The following is a 25,456-nucleotide window of genomic DNA, read 5'->3' as shown; positions in this document are numbered from 1 at the left end:
ACTTACATGGAATTCTCTGTTTTCTATTGGTTGTGACACCCTTTATAACAGCAATAGGGGTCTCTGCTGAAGCCAATACAAATAAGAGTACAGGGTACGTAGAGCTATTAACAGATGTAGAAGTATATGATTCTAGCGGAAAATTAATGGGGAAATTGTTTGAGGGCTCCATTATTAAGCCTTTGAAAATCTCAACGGGTTCAATTGAAATCCAATGGGGAAGTTCCATGGGAATTATCGATTCAGAGGCAGATGGATACATAGAAACAACGGAAATTAATCAAACGGTTGTTGAATCCTTTATTCCAACAGATACAACGGAAATAATTAAAGATTCAATACTGTTAGATGAAGAGACTGGGCTAAAAGGGGAACTTTATTCCGGTTTTGAGATTCCAATTATGAAAAAAGATGATCGTATTATTGCTGCTGTAGCAGGGATTATTGGAACACTGGAAATTAAGGACCTTGAATTAGAAACTGCTGAAACTGAAGAAGTCGAAGAAAACGAAGAAACGAAAGAAGTTCCAGTTGTAGAACAACAAAAAGATTCAAACAAAGAAATAATTCCTTCAGAGGATGTTACAACAGACACTGAACTTGATAGACAAACTGATGTAGATGGCAATCAAGACAATCTTCAATCAGGCATATTTAATACCGATTATTTTAAGGTGCAAGATCAGGCAATAGTTTATAGTGACAAAGACCTGGAAAGTGACCAAAAAGCAATCCTAAAACAAAATGAAGTATATTTAAGGCTGCACCAAGAAGACAATTGGCATGTCATCGCATTTGGAGAAGGTCTGGGTTACGTACCTGTAGAAGGTACTGTGGAAGATAGTGGGGAAACGGTAGTTATGTATACTTCAAACCCTTCTGATATTCAGATTAAATTGAATCAGAATGCCACCTTATATGAAAGCGTAAATGGAGTGTTAAAACCGATAGCTACAATGTTGGAAGGCATGCAAACCCCTGTCGAACATGTAATGGGCGATTGGTATGCAGTTCATTTTAGCGGCAGGTTAGGGTATATCTATTATACAGCAGTGGATAGAGATTTTAAGAATGATGACAGTTTTTTCACTCCCACTGAGGAAAATGTTTCAATATACCAGAGTATAAATGGTAGTTTGAAATTGATAGGCAACTTAATAGAGGGACAACAATACGAACGGATAAGAAATTTCGGGGATTGGCATGAAATAGCATTCGCCGATAGAACTGCTTACATATGGAAAGGCGCTACAAAGCCGATTGATAAGGTATCGTATTCTAATAAATCTTTGCTTATAAATAGCAATACAACCATGACTACAAAAGAAAGAGTGCCAGTTTTCGATAACTCAACGGGAACTTTAAATCCATATGTGTACATAAAGGAAAATGAGCGTGTACAAATCGTCAGGAAATTGGGGGATTGGTATGAGGTAAACGTTGCCGGCAGATTTGGATATATATACAAAACCGGTTTGAAAAGAGACTTTGATACCAATGACATGTATTTTTCTCCGACAGAAAAAAGTGTAAGTATTTATAAAAGTGTTAATGGTCAACTTATTCACAGCGGTTATTTAGAAATGGGCCAGGAATATAAGCGCATCCGAAATTATGGGGATTGGCATCAGATTGTCATATCCAATGAATATGGATATGTATGGAAAGATGCTACCGAACCTACAGATGGACTTTCCATTAAGAATGGGAATGCTAGTATGTCGGCTCAATTGCCTATTACAATAAATGGTAGGATAACAGTTTACGATAATACAAGTGGACAGCTAATCCCATTTGCTATACTTAGCGGAGGACAGAGGCTTCATTCACTCTATATAATGGGTGATTGGTATGCCGTGAATATAGGTAATAGACTAGGTTACATTTACAAGGATGGCGTTAGGAGAAGTTTTTCTGACCACGATAAATTTTTTACTGCTATACAAGATAATGTTTCCGTATATGAACAAAAGGATGGAAAGCTTGTTCACGTGGGTACCTTAACTGAGGGACAAGAATATCAAAGGGTTAGTAATTATGGAGATTGGCATCGAATAAAAATAGGGAACAAGAATGGATATGTATGGAAAGAAGCTACAGTTCCGTCCAATGGAAGTCAGGCCAAGAATTATCATAATAAACAAACAACAAAAACGGAGATTCTCTTAACCGATGTCATTACCATATATGATAACACGAATGATTCCTTAACCCCATTTGGCGTACTTCAAAAAGGAATGCATATAGGAGTTATTTCAAGCTATGGAGATTGGTATGAAGTCGATTTTTCAGGTAGGATTGGATATATTTATAAAAGCGGCGCAGAAATAGTCTATTCAAAAATAATTAATCCAAGAAAAAATTATTCCTATCATGATTTAATGAGTGATCTTCCTGCATTGAAATTAATGTATCCTGATCTAATCTCTTATCATTCAATAGGAAAATCAGTAGAAGGAAGAAATATATTTGCGGTTAAGTTAGGAAAAGGGGACACCGAGATATTATTTTCGGGATCTCAGCATGCAAGAGAGCATATGACAACCAACCTTCTCATGGAAATGTTAGAAACTTATGCTTCCTCCTACAGAAATTGGACACTCATAGATTACCATAATACACGAAATATTTTAAATAACACTAGTATTTGGTTCATTCCTATGATAAATCCAGATGGAGTTACATTAGTTCAAGAAGGTCATACAAGTGCGAAAAATCCGGAACAGGTACTGAGAATAAATAATTATAATCCTGATTTTTCAGCATGGAAAGCAAATATAAGAGGAGTTGACTTGAACCGTCAGTATCCTGCGAACTGGCTGAGGATCAACAGTCCCGCCAAACCATCCCATAAAGATTATAAGGGCTCTTACCCGCTTAGTGAACCAGAAGCACTTGCGGTTTATAACTTTGTAAATGGTAAAGATTTTAAAACATTAATGGACTTTCATTCCTCTGGAGAATTAATCTATTGGTTTTATGAACAGGCAGGAGCCCAATATGACAGAGACTATCAATTGGCATTAAGAATGGCCAGTAAAACTGGTTATCGAGCTGTTGCACCTGAATTGACACCGGGTGATGGTGCCTTTTCGGATTGGTTTACATTACAGTACAAACGACCGGGATTTACTCCTGAAATCGCACCTTATGTTTATGAACAGCCAGTACCGATACACCATTTTGACCGTATATGGAACCAAAATGATTCTATCGGACTGATGCTTGCATTGGAAGCATATCAAAATAAAGACAATAGATGATAAGAAAATGCATAAATAAAAACCCACCTAGTAAAATAATGCCAGGTGGGTTTATTCTTATTTCTCGATTGTATTGCTTTCTGCTAGAATGGTTTCTACAGAATCCACTATTTTGACATTAAATTTGCTGCCTTTTTTAATGCCCTTTTGTGAAATCTTTAGCGTATTCCTATCTATATACGTGGTTTCAACAGGCTTGTTGTTAACATAGACAACAGAACTGTTTGTAAAATATAGACCCGTAAGAAGAACAATGTTTTCCCCGTCTTCCTTTGAGTATTCAATCTTTTCCAGATGCGGGTCAATATTCCCTAATCTGTATTTGGTGCTTATTGATGTGTCAGGTAGATCTTTTCTTCCAAACCTATCACCTGATAACAAATCATATTGTAATAATTCGTACTCCTTCAGAAAAGCACTATCTCTCTCTTCCTCAGTTAAAAAGTCAAATCTAGGTGTTATGGAGTTACCGTTATTCCGTTCCTTATTTAAGAAATCTGTAAGATAGTTACCCGAGACTCCAGCTAACTCCAAAATATATGCACCCAAGTAATTCGTGCTCAATTCCACCTCTTCATTTCTGTCAGTGAAATTATCCCAAATTAAAAGGGGAGTAGAGTACATTTTCTTGTGCTCTTCAAAACTTTTCCCCCCATTATAGTAACCGGTTTCCCGGTATGCTTGATAGTCATCACCTAGAAGGGGCAAATGATCCCCGAATAACACTACGATTGTATCTTCTTCAAAGCTTTCTATTTCCTGGATTAGCCTCTGAAAGTCTTGGTCGATATCATAAAGGTTATCTGCATAAAACTCCAAAAGGTTTTTGGTCTCCTTGGAAATTTTATTCTGAGAGCCGGCTTCCTCCAGTATTTCCATGGAACCGTAATACTTTTTAGCGTCTGACCTATATGGTCCATGATTTTGCATCGTCACAGCATAAATGAAATTTGGCTCATCACTAGACTCTAGTTGATATAAAATGGAATTGTTTATAGTGGTATCTCGGAAATACATCATATCCACTTCAGGGTCCTGCATAAATTCAATACTTAAGAATTTATCGAAACCCATATATCGATATACCTTATCTCGTTGGTAAAACCAGTTATGATACGTATGAATAGCTGTACTTTCGTATCCATGACTCCTTAAAATGTTAGGAAGTGCCGAAATTGGCTGATTTATATGTGTTTGGTATGGTATTGTCCCAGATGGAAGAAAATGAGTGGACATTCCCGTAAGTACTTCAAACTCGGTATTAGCAGTTGTGCCCCCGAACACCGGTGTTAAAACTTCCCCAGAGATATTTTCCTCCATTAAACTCCTTATATAAGGATAAGGATCTTTATCATATTCCACGTTTAGTTTGGTTGGATCCCAAAAAGCTTCACTCATAATGATAACGATGTTTGGCAGGGACTCGGGATACGAATTTTTATTCTTATCAAATTGGTTAATTATTTTTGCAATTTCCGTTTTGTTGTAATTCTCTGGTTCTTCGTTTAGGACCCCTTTAACGTTTCTAACAAAACTTAATAGTAAACCATTTTCTGTATAATTCAATTTCTGGTCCTGTTCGTTTGTTGTAATATTGACTTTGGTCTTTATCGTTTGAAAGAAGATGGGATTCTGGATTTCAAAATATGTAAATAATATGATGCTTATCATGCTAAAAGCGAAAATAGGATATTTAACTTTCTTTTTACCTGTAAAGCGAACACAATAACTGACTACAGTGAATATTATTATGAAAATAAGAGCAATTGTAATTGGTACTATCTGTACAGATGGGAAAAATTCACTCATTGCAGTTGCTTCAGAAGCTAACATAAAATCCAATGGTAAGAGGGGATCACCACGAAATAATTGTTTTACATAACTTCCATAAGCCAGTATTAAAACTATGAGAGATATTATTGCAAATGAAATAGCTCTTAATATCGGCTTTAAAAAGAACAGTGCCAAAAAGAGTGGAAAAATAAAAACTACTGCATATGTATATTCTGTGGAATAATTTAAAATCCAATCCATTGCCCTAGGAAAGCTGTTGCGGTATATCGCTTCAACAAAGAGTATATAGAAAGAGCAGAAAATTAAATTAATGATTAATAGGATGGGTAAGGACGATGCATTGTAAGTTGGAACTCTTGGTAAACGGATTTTCCTTTTCATGTGAAAATTACTCCTTCCGAGCATTTGTTATGTAATATTATTTACAAAAAATTAACTATAAACGCATGATTAAATATAATATAAAAAATGTATAGTGTAAAGAAAACACAAAAGTATTATTTTACCTAAAAAGAATAGAAATGTAAATAAAAAAAGAAACAAGACGGATAAAATTCTTCCGTCTTGTTTCTTTTTTTATCTGGATAGATTCAGTTGGTTAAGCAGCAGGGCAAGTATTGCTGCTAGATATATACTTACTGCTGGTGCTATAAGGACATGGCCAGCGGTAAAAGCAATACCTGTTCCGAGAGCAAGACTTGAACTAATTAAAATCTTATCAATAGTAAAAAAAGTTTTAATGTTCTTTATTACATAAAGAAATAATTTAGCGACAAAGAAAATCAAAATGGAGAATATTACAATAAAACCGATTATTCCGTATGAGTAAAACAAATCATAAAAATCCATTTCAATGAGTTTAGGCGATTGTTTATAATTTCCGGCATATCCCATTCCGAATAATTTCTGAATCAAAGGGGCTTCTTCAAAAAATTCCTGGTGCTGATAAAGGTATTGATCTCTGCTACTAAAGACAAGGCTTCCCACTTGTTCTTTAGTAAGACCATTATTTTCTTGTTCATCCTCTACCGTATCTTCTTTTTTACCATCGTGTTGTTCAACATTATTTTCTTTATCTGAATAACCTACTAAATCCAAATGAGAATAAGTGTTTTGGAATATAGGTGTTAATGGCGTAATGATTATTAATAATAACAATAATAAAGCGGAAACGACGGAATTTAATCTATAACTTTTTTCTTTTGTTTTTATATACTCCCAAGCGCACATAGTCAAGGTAATCAGTATGGTAATAATTATTGCACCGTATCCAACTTTAGTACCAACCATAATAAGAGAAAATATAGTAAGGATTGCTGGCAACCAAAAATAAATGTTCTTTACATTCGTTGTTTTCCTTACACCATATAATACAACCAGAGGAAACGACATAGCTAAAATTGCACCTATTTCATTTCCGGCAAAAAACCAGCCTGTAAACCCGATTTTTGTGTAATCATAGCTTGTTCTGCTTGTAGAGGTGAGGATTGAAAAGAGCATTACGATATCGATAATTAAAGCAGAATAAACAATCTTCTTGATAAGGTTTGATTGGTTGTCTAAGGAGGCATTATTCAAGGATTTAAACACGAATATATAAGCAATGAACATGATGAAAAGGTAAACAGCTTTAAATGCAAATTTCACTTCTTCAGATATGGAGAAGTTCGGTTTAACATTTAAATTCACTACAAGGTTAATGGTTACAACCGCGAACAAAGCAACCAGATAATACAGGTATTTTCTATATGGAGGGTGTGATGTACATTTTATTAAAATGTATATTCCACTTAGTACTAAAATTATAAAGCGAAATAATACTCCGAAAGTGAAATCTATTTCAAGTACGACAATACTGAAGGTTGTAAGTAAATCAATAATTGGTTGAAAAGCAATTAGAATAATCATAATTAATTCAAACTTGTTTATAACTTTCTTCTGTGGCGATAACATAATTTCCTCCTATTTTAGTATAGAATTCCTTGAACTTATATTAGAATACATTATTTTGTTTACATGGTAAATGCTTATCGTTTTAGTTTTCATATATAAACTAAAATGTTTCTATTTGCAAATTGCTAAGGGAAAATAATAAATGTAATAATCATCCTCCAAAAAAGTTTAAGAAATAATTCTGTAAGACTATTAAAATATTTGTAAGAAAAATGTATAATTAAATCGATTGTTGTAAAAAAAGAGGGGGATTTGTTTTTGAAGGTTATTTTTAGTTGTTTGGTAGCAGTTGTTTTTTCACTTTCTTCTCTTTCATCGTTTTTTGTTTATGCAGAAAACAAAGAAGAGCTAGAAATTGGAACAACAGTTTCTTTTGTGGAGATTATGGAGGATGTTGCAATATATTCGGATAAAGAGGTCCAAATAGCAATTATCGAAAAGGGAGCTACTATATCTGGATTTTTCGATGAAAATGTATTTCTCCTTGGATGGGGAAAGGGCATTGCTCAGATAAAGGATTTGACATCACTTAGTATAATGGAAGATGGAGTGAAACAGTCTGAATCCTTAATTGAATTTAATGAAGACACCGTATATAAGGAGCTAGTAACCCAAGAATCGACCATCATCTATGACTACGATACCCATGAAAAAATGGTAGTTTCAGAGAAAGAGATTATTCTCCATTATATAGAGGGGTCCATTATATTGGATGAAGAAACGATTGAAGTTGGACTTATAGAAATAGGAGAGAAACTGGGATACTTCTTTTTACCAGATTCTCCGATAGAGTCAGAACTGAATGAAGAATCGAGCGAAGGACAAGAGAAAGATAAAGAAGGTGCAACAGAAAATATTGCAGATGATGTAAATGATAAGGTAACAACCGATACAGGCGTAACTGAAGAATCTGCTGACAAAGTAACAGAAGAAATAGTACAAAATAATACTACTTCTGCTGCTCGTATGTCAATTACTTCTTTTGCTGCTCCAGTCCAAGAGCCGACTCCTTCCTTCACAGCGGAGGATAAGTATTTTAGAGTAAGCGAATCAAGAGTATCGGTATATGATAATTCTACAGGAAGCTTAGTTCATGTTGGTTATTTAAATCTGGGGGAAGTTTTTCCGAGAGTAAGTGATTATGGAGATTGGCATAGAGTTAAATACGGGAATGGTTATGGATTCATTTGGAAACCGGCAACTAAACCTGCTACCAAAGAAGAAATTGCCAGAATTAAAAATCTAAACACGTCCTTTCAAAATAGCAGTAAATCTATAACTGCTATAGACACTATCAGTGTATATGATAATAGTTCCGGGTCACTTGTCCCATTTGCTGCATTATTTAAAGGGGTAAAATATCCTGTTATAGGAGAATATGGTGCTGATTGGTACAGGGTGGATGTCAGCGGTCGTATCGGCTATGTATACAAACCTGCAACTAAAACAAGCTTCACCTCACAGGATCAGTACTTCGAAGTCCTTGAAAATAATGTAAGCATTTATGATAACAGTACAGGAAAATTAGTCCACGTAGGTTATCTTACTAAAGGACAAGTTTATCCAAGAATAAAGGATTATGGCGCCGATTGGCATCAAGTTAAATATGGCAATAGTTTTGGATATGTATGGAAAGATGCTACAAGACCTTCCAATGCATCAACCATCAAGAACTTGAACATTAATCAAGTAAATTCCAATAGATCATTTAAGGCACAATCTGTTTTAAGTGTATATGATAATAGTTCCGGAGCGCTCGTCCCATTTGCAAGTCTGCAAAAAGGAATAAGTTATCCTATCATTTCAGATATAGGCGGATGGCTTAAAATAGATATCTTAGGAAGAATTGGTTATGTTTATAAACCAGCAACTAGAATAGACTTTCAAGCAACAGATCGATATTTTGAAGTTTTAGAAGATAATGTTTCCGTTATGGATAACTCTGGTGGTGTATTACAACCTGCGGGTTATTTAACAAAAGGTCAGGTTTACCCAATTCTTAGAAACTATGGGGATTGGCATGAAATAAAGTTTGGCCGAACCACAGCCTATGTATGGAAAGCGGCAACCAACCCATCGTCAAGTAGCATGATTAAGAATGAAAATGTTTCAAACATTCTTCCTTCTGACAGAAATTTCCTAGCTTTACAGAATACGATGGTCTATGATAACTCATCTGGTGCATTAGTTCCTTTTGCGACAATCAAGCAAGGAACTTCCTATCCGATTATCAGTGACTATGGAAGCGATTGGTACAAGGTAGATTTCGCTGGAAGGATAGGATATATTTATAAGCCTGCTACACAGGAAGGTCCGATTTACCGGTATTCCAATTACGATATTACATTCCAGCAATTTATCGATAGACAAATGGCTGTAGCACCTCAGACGGACAAGAGATACCAAGATTTCTATTATACTAGAGAAGACGGGTATACAATCGATCCAATAAATCCGAATGTAGCAATTCTTAAAGAGAATGGCTTTAGAATTAGAACACAGCCTAGCGTTACAAATTCTCGGATCATTGCCACACTTAACATTAATCTCCCGGTTGATAATAGACAAACCATTGTGGAAAGAGTATTAGGTGATGATGGTTATATATGGTACAAGGTGAGAAGAACGTGGGTGAATGCAACAAGAGAAGATGTAGTACCTTCAGCAAATCCGGAAAGCTTTAGTAGAAATAGTGCGGATTATTTCCAATTTCTAGTTCTATCGGAACCGGCTGGTCTAAATGCAAAAGAAATAAACGAGAAAATCCTAGTCAATAAAGGAAGTTTAACAGGCCTAGGCGCTTTATTTGTTGAAGCAGCAAACAAATATAAAATCAATGAGATCTACTTGTTATCACATGCATTGTTGGAAACTGGACATGGCACCTCGTCACTATCTAAAGGTATCCAATATAATGGTCAAACTGTATATAATATGTATGGCTTTGGTGCTTTTGATGGATGTGCAGAAGGCTGTGGCGCTGAGCGTGCATATAAAGAAAAATGGTTTACTCCTGAAGCAGCAATTCTGGGTGGTGCGAAAATCATTAGTGAATATTATATTAACCATCCGACTTACAAACAGGATACTTTATACAAGATGAGGTGGAACCCAGCAACACCAGCGACACATCAATATGCAACGGATAAGGATTGGGCTATCAAGCAGGTGAATTCTATTAAAAGGTATTATGATCTAGTAGATACCTATACATTAATTTTTGATGTGCCAGTTTTTAAATAAAATTCAAAAAAGAACATTCCTAGCGGATGTTCTTTTTTGAATTTTATTGCTATAAAGAGTAGTTTGCGTTATTTTAATATAAGTATTTATCCTTTCAGTAAGTGAGGTATATAGTATTATGGAAAAAATAAAGATATTAGGAATCCCATTTCATAAAGTTACGATGAAGGGCATAGTTGATGAATTGGAAGATAAAATTAAAAATAATGATAAAAGTTTTATTGTTACAGCAAATCCAGAAATAGTTCTGTATGCTGATAAAAATTACGAATACAAACAAACGCTTTTAAGTGCGGATTATATCCTTCCTGATGGAATTGGAGTGGTCATTGCTTCCAAAATCCTTAAAAAACCACTGCCTGAACGGGTTCCTGGCTATGACTTAATGCATAATCTATTAGCGAAAATGGAGTTAGGACAAAGGAAGCTTTATATGGTAGGAGCAAAAGAAGAAGTGTTAGAGAAAGCTGTTAAGAAGGTTTCAAATTTATATCCCAATGTAGAAATTGTCGGAAAGAACCATGGTTTTTTTGAGCTGAATGATACAGCAATAATAACTGATATCAAGGATAAAGAGCCGGATTTAATTCTTGTTGCTTTGGGTTTTCCAAGACAAGAAACATGGATTAGCCGAAATGTCCAAAATGTGAAAAAAGGGTTGTTCATTGGTGTGGGAGGAAGTTTTGATGTTTTGGCAGGAGAAGTAAAAAGAGCTCCGATTATGTGGCAGAAGTTAAATATCGAGTGGTTGTATCGTCTGATTCAACAACCATCAAGGTGGAAACGCATGCTTGCATTACCATACTTTCTTATTAAAATTATTATGTTAAGACTAAAAAAAAGTAACCGTTGATAAGCCAGTTTGTTAATTAAAGGAGTCAAAAAAGTGTCTAATAATTTTATTAAAACAATTGGCATTGTAGCTATCGTAACAGTTGTTGCGAAGGTCCTTGGGTTTGTGAGAGAGGCTTTTGTTGCCGCTTATTTTGGGACATCAAGTGCTACGGATGCTTTTTTTGTAGCAAATATTGTACCAAATATCTTATTTACTGCCCTGGGGCTTGCGATAGCTTCTGGAATAATACCTTTATATGCGGAACAGAAAGAAAAATCAGAAGCTGGTGCAAAGAAATTTGTAAGTGCGGTAACAAGTATCCTGTTACTCTTCTCCATATTGGTAGTGATTTTAGGAATGATTTTTGCTCCGCAGATAGCAAAGTTGATGGCTCCTGGATTTAATAAAGAGCAATTGGAATTAGCCACAGAGCTGACACGGATAATGATACCTGCTTTCAGTTTTATGATTATGAGTGCTATTGCTACAGGCGTATTGCATACTAATAAGCAATTTTTAGCTCCTGCAATGGTATCCATACCGAATTCTGTCATCGTAATTTTTGCCATGATATTATTTGGACAAACATACGGAGTGGTAGGATTAACGGTTGCTTCTTTATTAGGGATTATCAGCCAATTTATCATCCAATTACCACAGTTCAGTCAGCATGGTATTAGGTTGAATTTTGCTTTCAACGAACAAGGCGATGAAATTAAAAGAACTTTTTATGCCTTCATGCCGATTATCATAGCCTCATTAGCCGTGCAACTAAATGCAGTTGTAGATAGAATGGTGGCTTCAGGGTTGGACGAAGGTAGTATCTCAGCCCTGAATTATGCAAACAAATTGATGTATTTGCCACTAAGTATCATCATTGCTGCATTAATTGATATTTTTTACCCGACCCTAGTGGATAATGCAAAAAAAGGTGATGCATTTCTTAACACAGTAAGGTCTGGAATGAAAACAATTTTTTATTTCAGTGTACCAATTTTGATCGTAATGTTGATATCAAGAGAGGAACTAGTGGCAATAGCCTTTCAAAGAGGAGAGTTTCAGGAAGATTCCTTAAACAAAACAGTTAATGCATTTGTTTTTTATACAATAGGAATGGTATTTATTGCACTTAGGGAGTACTTCATTCGGTGTTTTTTTGCATTAAAGAAAACGAAGGTCACTATGTATACGAGTATAATAGCAGTACTGATAAATATCATTTTAAGTATTATACTCTCTAAATATCTTGCACTTGGAGGTATAGCTTTAGCTTCTTCTATATCCTTCTTTCTTCAAGCGGTCATCCTATATGTCTGGCTTAATAAAGATCTGAAAAAGGAGAATAAGCTGGCAGTAAAAGAATTGTTGAAAGTAGTCGTGTTAACTTCTTTGACTTTTATAGTGCCGTCGATTCTAGTGGATATTGCTTCCATCACACAAGATCTGATTCAAATAATCCTTGTAACAATAGTGACATATCTGACATTTATCGGACTGGGTATATTATTAAGAATCAATGAGTTCCAATATTTTATTAATAAAATTTTAAAGCGGACATAATAGAACCAATAAAACCCAGCATATGGAGCTGGGTTTTATTGGTTCTAGTGGATTTATCCATTTATTAGCTTCATCACTTTTTCCCAACGGCTGTCCCAGGAGTTTTCTTGGGCGACTTGCTGTCGCTGGTTACGTTTTTCTTCAGTGTTTTCTTCTGGTGTCAGGGAAATTCTTATTGCTTGTACCAGTTCTTCAACGTTATTTCCTATATGGACCACATCATTGTAAACGACCACTTCCGGCAAGGGAGTGGAAACAACTGGTTTCCCAGTAGATAAATACTCATACAGCTTAATCGGATTAACACTTGCTGTTAGCTTGTTGATTTTAAAAGGAATAAGGCATACATCAAAGTATTGGATATACCGTGGTAATTCTGTATATTGCTTTGGACCAAGGAAAGTAACGTTAGGTAGTTTTTTTAGATTTTCTACATCTGTATCAACTGGCCCGATCATAATTACTTGTATCTCAGGCATTCTTTTAGCAACTTCTTCAATGGATTTTAGATCGATCCAGTCACTGATTCCACCTACGAATCCTAATATAGGTTTATTTGTATCTGGTAGATCATGTGGACATAATAAATTTCCTTTCTTTTCTGCAGGTTGAAAATGTTCATATTCTGTACCGTTTGGGACTAAGTGGAACTCCCCCCAATTTTTTCTGTCTTCCACAAGTTGTTTGGCAGTGGCAACTAATGCATGGGAAGACTTGGATAGTTCTTCCTCCATTTTTAAAACAACATCTTCATTTATCAAGCCTGTAAAAGCTGCATGGTCATCGACGCAATCATAAATGATCTTATCGAAATCAATATATTCTAATGTATCCACAGAATTTGGTAAAAAAGAATACAAATCAACTTTAGAGTATGTATAATTCTTAAGTTGCTTTTTCAGTTCCTGTGAAATAATTCTTTGGTTAATTTTATTGATTGCTCTGTATTTATTTCCGAACGGCAGGACGGGAGGAGAAGAAATAACTGTTAAATTATCTTCTATTTTTCTGGGTCCATTAGCCCAATTTTTCCATCTTTGTAACATGTTTTTATCTTTTAAAGGAGATAATAGGGTTGCTGGAGGCTCTAAGTATAAAACTTCCCAACCTGCCTTTGAAGCCCTCTTCATGAAATGATGAGGACGATGCTGAACACCGTTCCAATCTCCTGCAGACATGGCTATCATTATTTTTTTCATCGTTTTCACCTACATATGTTAGTAAATTTACTGTGTTTAGTATATGGCTTGATACATTTTAATGCAAATCAAAATTTATCATTAGTGATAAAACTTTATCGTTTTACAAGTAGTTGATTGTATGACGTTGGTTGGTCTATTATTATTGAAGCACCTCCATATAAGGAAATAATTAATTTCTTTTTATTATATAATTGTCTTTCTTGTTAATAATTATCAGTTAAAGGAGAATTTACTTTGAAGATATTACATTTAAATGCTGGAGCGGAAACAGGCGGAGGGATGGTTCATATTCTTGCGCTTTTAAATGGATTAAATAAGGATGAATTCATATTAGGGGTTATGGAAAAAGGGAAAATGTATGAAGAGGCAAAGAAAAAAGGTATAAATGTGAAACATTTCTCTCAAGCCTCTCGTTATGATCTTTCAATAATAAAACAAATTGCAGATTATATTGTTAAGGAAAATATCGATATACTTCATACACACGGACCAAGAGCAAACTTAATGGGGTATATAATTAAAAAAATCAGTAAGGTTAAATGGATAGTTACTGTTCATAGTGACCCACGTGACGATTTCTTAGGAAGTGGAATTAAGGGGAAAATATTCACAAAAATCAATATGTTAACATTAAGAAATGTTGACCACTATTTTGCAATTTCCGATCGATTTAAAGAAATGCTGATCCAATTTAAAATTAATGAAAAAAGAATTACCACAATTTACAATGGTATAGATTTTAATTTAGATATCCCTATAACTGTTACAAGACAAAGGATGGGGTATAGTAATAATGACTTTATTTTGCTGATGGTAGCAAGATTACATCCTGTCAAAGGACATAAAGAAGCATTTCAAGCAATAAGTAATTTAATAACGACTTATCCTAATATACGTCTTTTATTAGTGGGTGATGGACCTTTAAAAGAAGAGTTGCAGGAAAAAATAGCATATTTGAATTTAGAAGAAAATGTTAAACTTCTTGGCCACAGGGAGGACGTGCATTCTCTATTATCCATTTCAGACATAAAAATACTCACCTCCTATAGTGAAAGCTTCCCGCTTGTCATATTAGAAGCTGCAAGAGCGAAAGTGCCTGTCATTACAACAGATGTAGGCGGTGTGGAAAAACTTATTAAAGATTCTTCTTACGGATGGATAATCCCTATCAAAGATATTCAATGTTTAGAACGGGCAATACTTGAAGCTTATAACTTGAAGCGTACCAACGAACTAAAGTCAAAAGGCGAAAAGCTTTACCATATTGCAAGCGAGAATTATTCTGTTGAAAAATTTTGTTCAAGTGTTTATGAAACCTATCGTAAGATTTTACGTCAATAAGATTGTGGGATCTCCAAACGAGTTGACGTTTCTTTTTTTATTTTATTTAGCACTAAACATGGTTGGTAATATTTATTTTTATAAATTATAGTTTCTGAGATTAATTGGATATGTTATAATTCACATGGTAGATTAATTGCTTAGCGAAGTTTTTGGTATTATGTCAAAAAAATCCGAATTATGTAAAAGACAGTTTAACTTAAATGTTAAAATAATCTAGACATGCTTCTAGAAAAATAGTCGAAAATAGTATTGAAATACTAAATAGGTGGTTAAAGAATGGACATTAAATTACTTCTTATTTTTCTTTCGTCATTTGTTACAGTCCTGATTATCACGCCATTTGTAATTAAATTAGCACATAAAATAGGTGCAACCGATAAACCCAACCATCGTAAAGTCCATCAAAAGGTAATGCCAAGACTCGGTGGATTAGCAATATTCATTGGAGTAGTGGCGGGATATTTTGTTGCAGGTCTTTATGAAGAACGGTTAACAGGAATTCTATTGGGTGGAATCATTATCATCGGATTAGGTGTCTTGGATGATATGTATGAGTTAAGTGCCAAATGGAAACTTCTGGGTCAATTGATTGCAGCCGGAGTCATTGTCAGTACCGGTCTTAAAATACAATATATCTCCATTCCGTTTGTTGTAGAGTCATTTGATATTGGATGGTTAGCCATTCCGATGACCATTTTTTGGATTATTGGCATCACAAATGCCATTAACCTTATTGATGGATTGGATGGGCTCGCAGCTGGTATATCCTCGATCGCCATCGCAAGCTTAGCTATACTTGCAGGTTTTGCAGGAAAGGAACTAATTCTCGTACTGAGCATAATAGTGCTTGGAAGTACACTCGGATTTCTGTTCTTTAATTTTCACCCTGCCAAGATATTCATGGGTGATACAGGTGCCCTTTTCCTGGGATACTGTATTGCAGTTTTGTCGCTTTTAGGACTATACAAAAGTGTTACGTTATTCAGTTTGATTATACCGGTAATCATCTTGGGGGTTCCGGTATTCGATACAGCATTTGCAATTGTGCGCAGACTTATCAATAAACAACCTATATCTGCTCCAGATAAAAGTCATCTGCACCATCGTTTACTTGCACTAGGTTTTTCGCATAGGAATACGGTTTTAGTGATTTATGGCTTCGGAATTTTCTTTAGTATTTGTGCAGTGTTTTTAACTTCTGCTACTTTGCTGGGGACTATTCTAATAATGGTACTTCTTATTGTATCGTTACACTTGATTGCAGAGCTCGTAGGAGCGGTTCACGTCCGTTTCAAACCTTTCATGAGATTTTATAGGAAGGTGTTTGGAAGACATTAAAATAGAGGTGCACAGATAATTGTGCAACTCTATTTTTTTTGTATATAAAAAAGCCCTCCACTGTTTAAGTGAAGGGCATAAAAGTAATCAATCAAGTTCCAGATGTTCTTTTAATGTTTGTGATGTTTCTTCAAGTGATGCTTCATCCAATTCATAATAATAGGTCCCGCTTGATGAATCGTCATAGCCTTCGATATTTAGGGACTCGATATTAAGTTTTCCGCCACTAGTTGCATATTTGTGTAAAGCTAACATTTCGCCAACTGTCAGGTTTGTTGTCAGGTTATTTCCAAGTGCATCTATAACATCTCCGTACTTTGTTATGGATGAAACTGATGCTGCTTCATTGATTATCCCTTGAACAATCAACTGCTGTCGTTTACCACGTTCAATGTCATTGTCTAGTTTTCTTGTGCGGGCTAATGCAAGTGCTTCTTCTCCGTCTATCCGCTGATAACCTTTTCTTAATCTGATTGCTCCCTCATTATCCTTGCTGTCCATTTCATTCAAATCGACAGGCACATCTACTTCAATTCCGCCAAGCGCCTCTACAACCTCAATAAATGCTCTGAAATTCATACGAACATAATAATCAACAGGTATTTCCAACAGATCTTCTACAGTATTAACTGCGCCATCAATGCCATGATAGGCGTGAGCATGGTTTATCTTATCATATTCATCTCGATCTGGTTGATATACATAAGAGTCACGTGGGATACTTAACATCTTTACAGACTTATCTTTTCTGTTAAATGTTGCAAGCATAATTGCGTCTGTTCTTGCTTTGTCCCCAAAACCACGGCTCTCACTGTCATCTATGCCAAGGAAAAGGATTGTAATGTTGTTTTTACCGGGATCCACAACTTCTTCCCTTAGTTTTGATTTATCACCACGGTCCAGTTCTACTCGTGCTTCCTCAGCTGCTGCCATTGCTTTGTATGTTAAATAGCTTCCATATACTAATCCACTTAATAAAATTAATAATAGCGGAAAAATGATGATGAAACGCTTTTTACGCTTTTTGGTGCGTTTCTCCATACGTCCTTTATAAGTCATGCTTTTTTCTCCCTTATACTTAAAGTAAAGCGAAATCTAATTATTGATCAATGTTTCCAGATAAGTTACTTCGCCTTCGATTGTCGTGCTTTTTCCGTTTGTCAGGTCGACCATCCAATCTACATATTCCTGCTTTTCATCTTCCACAACGAATGCAAGGATCTCGACATCTTCCAAATAGAGCATATCCTTTATTTCGTAGGGGGATGATCTCAGTTCATTTTCCACTTTCCCCAACAAGGTATAATCAATTTTTGTGTGCATGACTCGCATTAAATTCCGTTCCACTAAACCAGTAGCGGCAAGGCCTTCGGAGGTAGCTTTCCCGTATGCACGGATTAATCCCCCGGCTCCAAGTTTTATTCCTCCAAAATATCGGGTAATGACTACAACAGTGTCCTTAAGATCTTTTTTCTTTAGCACTTCCAGGATTGGAACTCCGGCAGTGCCACTTGGCTCACCATCGTCATTGGCTTTTTGTATCTGATTGTTATCGCCGATCATATAGGCAGAGCAATTATGATTTGCATCACGATGCTGCTTTTTGACATCCAAAATGAATGCTTGTGCTTCCTCTTCAGTCGTAGCTCTATCAATGTGTGCGATAAATCTCGACTTTTGGATGACTATTTCATTTATTCCTGGTCCTTTTACCGTGTAGTATTGAGATAACAATCGAACAACTCTCCTTCATGCGTTCAGGACATTTAGTATGGCTGCCAATTTTGCCATACTCACTCCATTATAAATCTTGAGAGGTCGTACATCAAATGAAATATAGTTCCAAATCCCTTAATATCGACAAAATAACCCCTGTTTAACCAAATTGTAATGATAATGTTATACAAGTAAAACTTTTGTCCGATATAATTAGTAATGGACAATTTTCGACATTACCCCCAGAAAGTGCAAAAATATTAAGAATAGTATACCGTGTAGTGTCTTTTGGTCTATTGGGTATAATGTACTATATAGAATAAGAAGGAATGCTGATATTCTTTTAAGAATACAGGGTCTTTTGGAGGATGTCCTATGTCTCGGAAAGTTATAAACTCTAAACAATTAGACATGATTATTGAACAAATGGTAAAAACGGTTGAAGTGAGTAAAGATGAGATTTTCGAAATCGGGGAAAACTCCAGAAAAGAATTCGAGACACTGGCCAAGGAATTAAATTCGGTTAAGCTTGAAGTTGCACAATTGATCCATAAGCAGGATAAACTTGAGATGCAGGTTCGATTGGCTAGAAACCGACTATCAGAAGTGAGCAGGCAATTTAAAAAATTTACAGAAGAGCAAATCAGGCATGCCTATGACCATGCGCATGAGTTACAGCTGGAGCTTCATACTACTTCGCAATTGGAAGTGCAACTGCGCAATCGCCGCAATGAGATTGAACGCAGGCTGGTCAACATCGAAGAGACGATATCCAAAGCCGATCGTCTTGTCAGTCAGGTGTCGGTTGTACTGAATTATGTAACAAGTGATCTGCAGCAGGTTGGACAGATGATAGCAGATGCATCTGAAAAGCGTGAGTTTGGTTTTAAAATTATGGAAGCACAAGAAGAAGAGCGCAGAAGGCTGTCAAGGGAAATCCATGATGGACCGGCGCAGATGCTTGCCAACGTCATGATGCGTTCGGATCTGATCGACCGGACCTTCCGTGAACGGGGAGCCTCTGAGGCGCTAAGTGAGATCCGCTCCTTGAAGGTGATGGTCCGTTCCGCCCTTTATGAGGTGAGGCGAATCATCTACGATCTTCGCCCGATGGCGCTGGATGATCTTGGGTTGATACCGACTTTAAAGAAATACATTTCAACAACAGAAGAATATCATAATGGACATCCAAGAGTGGAATTCGTACACATGGGTTCCGAATCAAGATTATCGGCAAACCTAGAGGTGGCAGTATTCCGTTTAGTTCAGGAATCTCTGCAAAATGCAATCAAGCATGCACAGGCAAACCATATCCATGTAAAACTCGAATTAAAACCCACTCTTATAACAGTTATCGTCAAGGATGACGGAGTAGGGTTCGACACGACAGAAAAAAAAGAAAAGTCGTTTGGCTTACTCGGAATGAGGGAACGGGTAGAACTGATCAGTGGCGAATTAAAGATACAATCCAAGCCGGGATCGGGAACCACGGTATTTATCCAGATTCCATTAAGCTAATGAAAGATTTGGGAGGATGAGAGAAAAATGGATACAACAAAAATCGTAATTATTGATGATCATCAGCTTTTCCGTGAAGGTGTAAAGCGCATTCTGGATTTTGAAGCCGATTTTCAAGTAGTGGCAGAAGGCGATGATGGAATTGAAGCATTGGATCTGATGGAAAAGCATAATCCGGATGTCATTATCATGGATATCAACATGCCGAAGATGAATGGGGTCGACGCAACCAAGCAGCTTGTGGAGGCAAACCCGGAAGCAAAGGTTATCGTACTTTCCATCCATGATGATGAAAACTATGTGACACATGCCCTGCAAACAGGAGCACGTGGCTATCTGTTGAAGGAAATGGATGCAGATGCATTGGTCGACGCTGTGAAGGTGGTCGCTGATGGCGGGTCATACCTGCATCCGAAGGTGACACATAATCTGGTAAGGGAATATCGACGCCTTTCCGAAAACGGCGCATCCAACGGCGGCGGTGCTGCAACATTAGCGTATAAGCAAGTCGAAATTCGTCGTCCATTGCATCTGTTGACACGACGCGAATGCGAAGTGCTTCAGCTATTGGCAGACGGGAAAAGCAACAAAGCGATCGGGGAAGCATTGTTCATCAGTGAAAAAACTGTGAAAAACCACGTAAGTAACATCCTTCAAAAAATGAATGTAAATGACCGGACGCAAGCCGTAGTAGTAGCAATCAAAAACGGCTGGGTAGAGGTTCGTTAGTCTTGGAGAGTAAGAAGCTCCAGGGCTTTTCTTTTTTAATGGAAATTAAAAGCAAAGAGTTGGTGAAACTTATAGGGGTTTCATGTACAATCTATATATAAGAAATATGGATTAAGGAAGGTTACTTATTATGAAAACGGCTATAGTTACGGATAGTACAGCCTACATTCCAGCGGAAATACGCGCAAAGCATCACATACATATGATTCCTCTTAACGTGATTTTCGGCAACGAATCCTATCAGGAGGAGGTCGAGATCAAGGTCGACCAGTTTTATGATGAAGTAAAGAGCAAGAAGGAGCTTCCTTCCACCTCCCAGCCGGCGATCGGGGAATTCGTGAAGCTTTTTGAAAAGCTTTCTGTGGAGTATGATGCGGTGGTGAGTATCCATTTATCAAGCGGCATCAGTGGGACATTCCAGGGAGCGGTGGCTGCAGGGGACATGGTGGATAATATTGAAGTTCACGCATTCGACTCCGAAATCAGCTGCATGATCCAGGGCTTCTATGTTTTGGAAGCGGCAGAAATGGCTGCTGAGGGCAAGGGGCCGGAAGAAATCATTGCTCGGTTGAGTGAGATGAAGAAGTCGGATCGCGCCTATTTTATGGTGGATGATCTTTCCCATCTACAGCGCGGCGGCCGTTTGAGCAGTGCCCAGGCCCTTGTCGGGAGCTTGCTGCAGGTGAAGCCTTTGCTGCATTTCGTGGATACGAAGATTGTTCCTTTTGAGAAGATCCGTACGCGGAAGAAAGCTTTGAAACGCATATACGATCTGTTCGATGAAGATGCTTCATTAGGAGTTCCGATGCGGGCGGTTGTGATTCATGCGAATCGTGATGCGGAAGCGGAAGAGATGAAGAAGGAGCTTGAGGAAAAGTATCCGCATGTGGAGTTTTACTTGAGTTATTTTGGCCCGGTTATAGGTACTCATTTGGGTGAGGGTGCGATGGGGCTTGGGTGGTATAATCGGTAGGCGGTTGTTGAGTTTATGTAGTGAGTTTATGTAGGGCGGAATGGGGACACCACACTTGGGAGTGTGGTGTTTTTTGTTTTTGGGGTTGGGTACGGAGGCGGAGTCTATTCGTTGGAGTCCAGTCGGGCTGTTCCGGATCGGGCAGGCGGTGGAGTATGTGCGTCCGGGCTATGTCGGTCCGGAGCGGGCTGGAGAGAGTTGTCGTTTCTGTTCAAATTTGCGTTCGGGCGAAAAATAAATTTTTCGGGCGAAAGCTGCTTGTTACCGGGCGCAAATATTCATTTTCGGGCGAAAACACATGGAAATCGGGAGTATTTTTGAATTTTCGGGCGAAAACTGTTTTTTCGTAACCAAACCAATTTTCCATTTTAAAAATTAAGCAGGATATTATAGTTTCTCTGAAGAAAGTGTGCCCTAGAACCCTTAAGGAGTGATGAAATGATTAAAAAACCAAGAGAAAAGTCTGTTAGATTGCTGACGGTTGAAGCCGGGAGTAGAAGAGTGCGGTCCGATCACCTGAAATACCCACTCATTGAAGCAGAATTAGGAAGGCTTCAGGCAGGTTACCGGGGTGAGCAAGCAATGGACTTCTACTTAACCTTTCTTCCGGATGAAAATTATCAAATCCTTCATGGACTCCGGCTTGAAGACCATAAGTGCAGGCATTTTCAGATGGATAGCGTGTTACTGAGTCCATCTCACTGCTTATTGCTTGATTCAAAGAATGTAACCGGAGAACTGGAGTTTGATGAAAAGGGCCACCAACTAAAGAGAAAAACCTTGAATGGCTACGAGGCATTAGGCGATCCGATATCGCAGGTGGGACGGCAAAAACATCAGCTTGAAAAGTGGATGGAAAACCACCTTGGTAAAAGCACCCCAATAATAGCGCAAGTGGTATTAACCAATAAGAATGCTACTTTGTTGTGCAGCACAACATCACTCATGAAGAAAGTGACCTTCCTTACCAATCTCCCAAATAGAATGACCACTATTCATGGAAATTTCCCAAACTCTATATTAGATGGGAAAGAACTTCGTAAATTAGTCCGCACTTTAATTAAAAAGCATATACCAGACAACTTCGCATTATTTGACTACTACGATATCCCCGTGAGTGAATTCAAAAACGGGGTAATATGCACTGATTGCATGCACTCCCCAATGAAAAGGAAAAAGGGATATTGGCTCTGTATTGAATGCGGATGCAAATCCAGAACAGCGCATGTGGAGGCATTGAAGGATTATTTGCTATTAATCGGAAACACGATTACTAACAAAAAGGCAAGAGATCTTCTGCTGATACCCAGCAAATCATCAACACTTAGAGTTTTGCAATCCTTGGAATTACCATACAAAGGGCAAGGAAGGAACAGGGAGTATTATCTTGATAGGCTAATGAAATCATGAAGAATCCCTATTCTAAAGACCTCCACCAATTCCTCACCGGCAAACGCCTCCTCCCGGATGAACTTCCCTTTACAAACGACCTGATCCTACTTCACCATCAAAACGGCTATCTACATTTCCACCACGGTGTTAAAGACTTCAACTGCAACCGTTGCGGCAATAAGGATCGGGAGCTGTTCGCAAGCTTCCATTGTGCCCGTTGTCAGAAGGAGTGCGCGTATTGCAGAAAGTGCATTCAGATGGGACGAGTGAGCGAATGTACACCGTTGATCAGCTGGAACGGAACAAAGCTGATAAGTATCACAAATCATCCACTCAAGTGGAACGGTTCGTTGTCAAAAGGACAGCAGCTTGCCTCCGACCGGGTGGAAAAAGCTGTGCAAGAAAGGACATCACTTCTGATATGGGCGGTTTGCGGAGCCGGAAAAACTGAGGTGCTTTTCAAAGGAATCGAAGCCGCCCTCTTGAAAGGGCAAAGGGTCTGCATCGCCACCCCGCGAACCGACGTAGTGCTCGAACTGGCACCACGCCTTCAGCAGGTTTTCCCTCAAACGGATATCGCAGTGCTTTTCGGCGGCAGCGAGGACCGCACGAAAAACACCCCGCTCACTATTGCAACCACGCATCAGCTGCTCCGTTATTACCGGGCGTTCGACACAATTATCATTGACGAGGTGGACGCTTTCCCCTATTCGATGGAACCGATGCTGCAGTATGCGGCGAATGCAGCAAGGACGGAGGATGGTGCGATTGTTTATCTCTCTGCCACTCCCTCCAAAGAGATGCGGCGTGATGTAAGGCTGAAAAAACTGGATAGTGTGGTCATCCCGGCGAGGTATCATGGCAAGCCTCTTCCGGTGCCCCAATTTGAATGGTGCGGGAAATGGCGTGCGAAGCTTGGAAAAGGTAGAGTTCCAATCAATGTAAAGCTATGGATAAAACAATATTTTAATGAAGGAAAACCCATTTTTCTTTTTGTACCAGATATTGATCTCTTGGAAAAGGTCGTGGGGATTTTACAAGAAAGCTACGGGGAGGAGGTTGCGGGCGTGCATTCCAAGGACAAGGAGCGAAAAGAAAAAGTGGCTCGCTTTCGGGAATGCAAAGTCAAAATCCTAGTGACAACGACCATTCTGGAGCGTGGTGTGACCGTGCCGAATGTGCAGGTAGGGGTGCTTGGAGCGGAGGATGGCATTTTTACGGAAAGTGCACTGGTGCAGATTGCGGGAAGGGCTGGACGGAATGCCAAGTTCCCCTCAGGCGATGTTCGCTTTTTCCACTATGGCAAAACAGGGGAGATGAACCGGGCAAGGGATAGTATCAGAAGGATGAATTACCGGGCAAAACAGGGAGGGTTCTTAAATGAGTAAATGTCTGATATGTAAGGAGCTGGTCGTAGCGCATTTTGGATGGACCGAATTTTTGGGGTTGGGCAAGGTGAAGCTGATTTGTGCCGAGTGTGAAGCTAAGTTCGAAAAAATCGTGGGAGCACGGTGCAATGGTTGTGGACGGGAATGTCCGGATAGTGTGTGCCCTGACTGCAAGAGATGGGAGAACACAGAATATAAAGGGGTATTGAAGTACAACCGGTCTATTTTTCACTATAATTCTTTTATGAAGGAAGTGCTGGCGCTTTACAAGTTTCGTGGGGATGCGGTGCTTGCAAACATTTTCAAGGATGAGTTGAAAAAAATCTACAGCGCACATTTTCAAAACCTGCTTGTTGTACCGATCCCTTTGAGTGAAAAGAGGTTATATGAGCGTGGTTTCAATCAATCCTTACTTTTGGCACAACAACTGGACGTTGAAATTGTGGAGGGATTAGCCAAACACGAGACAGGAAAACAATCCAAGAAAGGGCGCTCAGATCGGATGGCCGGAGAAAATCACTTTTACGTTGCACAGCCTGATGTCATTAGAGATAAAAATATTGTACTCCTCGACGATATCTACACAACCGGAACAACTTCCCGAATGGCCGCCATTCGCCTGAAGGATGCTGGTGCCAAAGAAATCTCTTCCCTTACGCTCGTTCGAAGTTAATAATTCCGGAATCCATACGATATAAAGGATAGAAGATTTTGGATGAAGGGGAGTTTCACAATGTCTCAACTAGATAATTGTCCTAATTGTGGGCAGATTTACATTAAAAATTCTTTTCGCGAAGTGTGCATGGATTGCTATAAGCAGGAGGAAGACGATTACCAGAAGGTATATAAATTTATCCGTCAGCGTCAAAACAGGACTGCGACCATGGAACAGGTAGTGAACGGAACAGGCGTATCAGAGGTGCTTATTGTAAAATTCATCCGAAAAGGAAGAATACACTTGTCTCAGTTCCCCCATTTAGGGTACCCGTGCGACCGTTGTGGTACATTAATAAGAGAAGAAAAGCTTTGTGTATCCTGTAAAAAGGATATCCAGACACAGCTTACTCAAGTGGTCAGGGAAGAAGAACGTCAGCTGGAGCTGAAAAACTTAGGTAAAACCTACCATGCTGTAAATAAAATTAAGAGATAAACTTTTAGATGATGTTGCCGATATAATAAGTAGAAAATTGAACGAGAAAGAAGGGATA

Annotated in this window: 18 protein-coding genes; 13 read left to right on the top strand and 5 right to left on the bottom strand. The window is 38.0% G+C overall.

What is annotated here, in order from left to right:
* Positions 1–32 precede the first annotated feature (32 nt).
* Entirely contained in the window at positions 33–3,263 is a 3,231-nt protein-coding gene (locus ACFVAD_RS00725; RefSeq protein WP_386635354.1) for a M14 family zinc carboxypeptidase, read from the top strand.
* 57 nt (positions 3,264–3,320) lie between these two features.
* Here ACFVAD_RS00725 and ACFVAD_RS00720 read toward each other — a convergent pair whose 3' ends face one another.
* Positions 3,321–5,438: an LTA synthase family protein gene (locus ACFVAD_RS00720; protein ID WP_386634865.1), complete on the bottom strand. Its 2,118-nt coding sequence runs from the start codon at positions 5,436–5,438 to the stop codon at positions 3,321–3,323.
* A gap of 195 nt (positions 5,439–5,633) precedes the next feature.
* Positions 5,634–7,010 (bottom strand): O-antigen ligase family protein, encoded by a 1,377-nt coding sequence (locus tag ACFVAD_RS00715; protein WP_386634862.1) that lies wholly within the window; start codon positions 7,008–7,010, stop codon positions 5,634–5,636.
* 258 nt (positions 7,011–7,268) lie between these two features.
* Between ACFVAD_RS00715 and ACFVAD_RS00710 the strand changes: the two genes are divergently transcribed.
* The 3 genes from ACFVAD_RS00710 (at position 7,269) to murJ (ending at position 12,648) form a co-directional block, all read left to right on the top strand.
* Positions 7,269–10,253: a glucosaminidase domain-containing protein gene (locus tag ACFVAD_RS00710; RefSeq protein ID WP_386634860.1), complete on the top strand. Its 2,985-nt coding sequence runs from the start codon at positions 7,269–7,271 to the stop codon at positions 10,251–10,253.
* Positions 10,254–10,371: 118 nt separating this feature from the next.
* Complete coding sequence (locus ACFVAD_RS00705; RefSeq protein WP_386634856.1) at positions 10,372–11,106, top strand: WecB/TagA/CpsF family glycosyltransferase; 735 nt, start codon at positions 10,372–10,374, stop codon at positions 11,104–11,106.
* A gap of 33 nt (positions 11,107–11,139) precedes the next feature.
* Entirely contained in the window at positions 11,140–12,648 is a 1,509-nt protein-coding gene (gene murJ / locus ACFVAD_RS00700) for a murein biosynthesis integral membrane protein MurJ (protein ID WP_386634854.1), read from the top strand.
* Between the two features lie 53 nt (positions 12,649–12,701).
* Here the strand turns inward: murJ and ACFVAD_RS00695 are convergent, their stop codons facing one another.
* Entirely contained in the window at positions 12,702–13,847 is a 1,146-nt protein-coding gene (locus tag ACFVAD_RS00695; protein ID WP_386634851.1) for a glycosyltransferase, read from the bottom strand.
* A gap of 237 nt (positions 13,848–14,084) precedes the next feature.
* Here ACFVAD_RS00695 and ACFVAD_RS00690 point away from each other — a divergent pair, with 237 nt between their 5' ends.
* Both ACFVAD_RS00690 and ACFVAD_RS00685 read left to right on the top strand, forming a co-directional pair.
* On the top strand, positions 14,085–15,191 hold the full coding sequence (locus ACFVAD_RS00690) for a glycosyltransferase family 4 protein (RefSeq protein WP_386634848.1): 1,107 nt from the start codon (positions 14,085–14,087) through the stop codon (positions 15,189–15,191).
* A gap of 279 nt (positions 15,192–15,470) precedes the next feature.
* On the top strand, positions 15,471–16,532 hold the full coding sequence (locus ACFVAD_RS00685) for a glycosyltransferase family 4 protein (protein ID WP_386634846.1): 1,062 nt from the start codon (positions 15,471–15,473) through the stop codon (positions 16,530–16,532).
* A gap of 87 nt (positions 16,533–16,619) precedes the next feature.
* On the opposite strand, the gene ACFVAD_RS00680 is transcribed toward ACFVAD_RS00685, so the two are convergent.
* Positions 16,620–17,591, bottom strand: coding sequence for an LCP family protein (locus ACFVAD_RS00680; RefSeq protein WP_386634844.1), 972 nt, complete (start codon positions 17,589–17,591; stop codon positions 16,620–16,622).
* A gap of 36 nt (positions 17,592–17,627) precedes the next feature.
* Complete coding sequence (locus tag ACFVAD_RS00675) at positions 17,628–18,266, bottom strand: YigZ family protein (RefSeq protein WP_386634842.1); 639 nt, start codon at positions 18,264–18,266, stop codon at positions 17,628–17,630.
* A gap of 357 nt (positions 18,267–18,623) precedes the next feature.
* Between ACFVAD_RS00675 and ACFVAD_RS00670 the strand changes: the two genes are divergently transcribed.
* From ACFVAD_RS00670 to ACFVAD_RS00640, 7 genes are all read left to right on the top strand, one after another.
* A complete protein-coding gene (locus ACFVAD_RS00670; protein WP_386634839.1) occupies positions 18,624–19,766 on the top strand; it encodes a sensor histidine kinase in 1,143 nt (380 codons plus the stop codon).
* A 27-nt stretch (positions 19,767–19,793) separates the two neighbouring features.
* Positions 19,794–20,495, top strand: a complete 702-nt coding sequence (locus ACFVAD_RS00665; RefSeq protein WP_386634836.1) for a response regulator — start codon at positions 19,794–19,796, stop codon at positions 20,493–20,495.
* A gap of 130 nt (positions 20,496–20,625) precedes the next feature.
* On the top strand, positions 20,626–21,468 hold the full coding sequence (locus ACFVAD_RS00660; protein ID WP_386634833.1) for a DegV family protein: 843 nt from the start codon (positions 20,626–20,628) through the stop codon (positions 21,466–21,468).
* A 438-nt stretch (positions 21,469–21,906) separates the two neighbouring features.
* Positions 21,907–22,878: a nuclease-related domain-containing protein gene (locus ACFVAD_RS00655; protein ID WP_386634830.1), complete on the top strand. Its 972-nt coding sequence runs from the start codon at positions 21,907–21,909 to the stop codon at positions 22,876–22,878.
* Positions 22,875–24,248: an ATP-dependent helicase ComFA gene (locus ACFVAD_RS00650; RefSeq protein WP_386634827.1), complete on the top strand. Its 1,374-nt coding sequence runs from the start codon at positions 22,875–22,877 to the stop codon at positions 24,246–24,248. The genes ACFVAD_RS00655 and ACFVAD_RS00650 overlap by 4 nt, the downstream gene beginning before the upstream one ends.
* A complete protein-coding gene (locus ACFVAD_RS00645; RefSeq protein WP_386634824.1) occupies positions 24,241–24,921 on the top strand; it encodes a ComFC family protein in 681 nt (226 codons plus the stop codon). Before ACFVAD_RS00650 ends, ACFVAD_RS00645 begins: the two co-directional genes overlap by 8 nt.
* Before the next feature lie 60 nt (positions 24,922–24,981).
* A complete protein-coding gene (locus tag ACFVAD_RS00640; protein ID WP_386634822.1) occupies positions 24,982–25,398 on the top strand; it encodes a TIGR03826 family flagellar region protein in 417 nt (138 codons plus the stop codon).
* Positions 25,399–25,456: the final 58 nt, after the last annotated feature.

The sequence above is a fragment of the Sutcliffiella sp. NPDC057660 genome (genome assembly GCF_042800035.1).
Classification (GTDB): Bacteria; Bacillota; Bacilli; order Bacillales; family Bacillaceae_I; genus Sutcliffiella_A.
This window is presented reverse-complemented; position numbering and strand designations above follow the sequence as displayed.

What these genes read in the sequence shown, in the direction of transcription:
- ACFVAD_RS00650 (WP_386634827.1), top strand. Translation starts at nt 22,875, where the DNA reads ATGAAGAATCCCTATTCTAAAGACCTCCACCAATTCCTCACCGGCAAA.
- ACFVAD_RS00685 (WP_386634846.1), top strand. Translation starts at nt 15,471, where the DNA reads ATGGACATTAAATTACTTCTTATTTTTCTTTCGTCATTTGTTACAGTC.
- ACFVAD_RS00640 (WP_386634822.1), top strand. Translation starts at nt 24,982, where the DNA reads ATGTCTCAACTAGATAATTGTCCTAATTGTGGGCAGATTTACATTAAA.
- ACFVAD_RS00720 (WP_386634865.1), bottom strand. Translation starts at nt 5,438, where the DNA reads ATGAAAAGGAAAATCCGTTTACCAAGAGTTCCAACTTACAATGCATCG.
- ACFVAD_RS00660 (WP_386634833.1), top strand. Translation starts at nt 20,626, where the DNA reads ATGAAAACGGCTATAGTTACGGATAGTACAGCCTACATTCCAGCGGAA.
- ACFVAD_RS00705 (WP_386634856.1), top strand. Translation starts at nt 10,372, where the DNA reads ATGGAAAAAATAAAGATATTAGGAATCCCATTTCATAAAGTTACGATG.
- ACFVAD_RS00715 (WP_386634862.1), bottom strand. Translation starts at nt 7,010, where the DNA reads ATGTTATCGCCACAGAAGAAAGTTATAAACAAGTTTGAATTAATTATG.
- ACFVAD_RS00695 (WP_386634851.1), bottom strand. Translation starts at nt 13,847, where the DNA reads ATGAAAAAAATAATGATAGCCATGTCTGCAGGAGATTGGAACGGTGTT.
- ACFVAD_RS00645 (WP_386634824.1), top strand. Translation starts at nt 24,241, where the DNA reads ATGAGTAAATGTCTGATATGTAAGGAGCTGGTCGTAGCGCATTTTGGA.
- ACFVAD_RS00665 (WP_386634836.1), top strand. Translation starts at nt 19,794, where the DNA reads ATGGATACAACAAAAATCGTAATTATTGATGATCATCAGCTTTTCCGT.
- ACFVAD_RS00655 (WP_386634830.1), top strand. Translation starts at nt 21,907, where the DNA reads ATGATTAAAAAACCAAGAGAAAAGTCTGTTAGATTGCTGACGGTTGAA.
- ACFVAD_RS00680 (WP_386634844.1), bottom strand. Translation starts at nt 17,591, where the DNA reads ATGACTTATAAAGGACGTATGGAGAAACGCACCAAAAAGCGTAAAAAG.
- ACFVAD_RS00670 (WP_386634839.1), top strand. Translation starts at nt 18,624, where the DNA reads ATGTCTCGGAAAGTTATAAACTCTAAACAATTAGACATGATTATTGAA.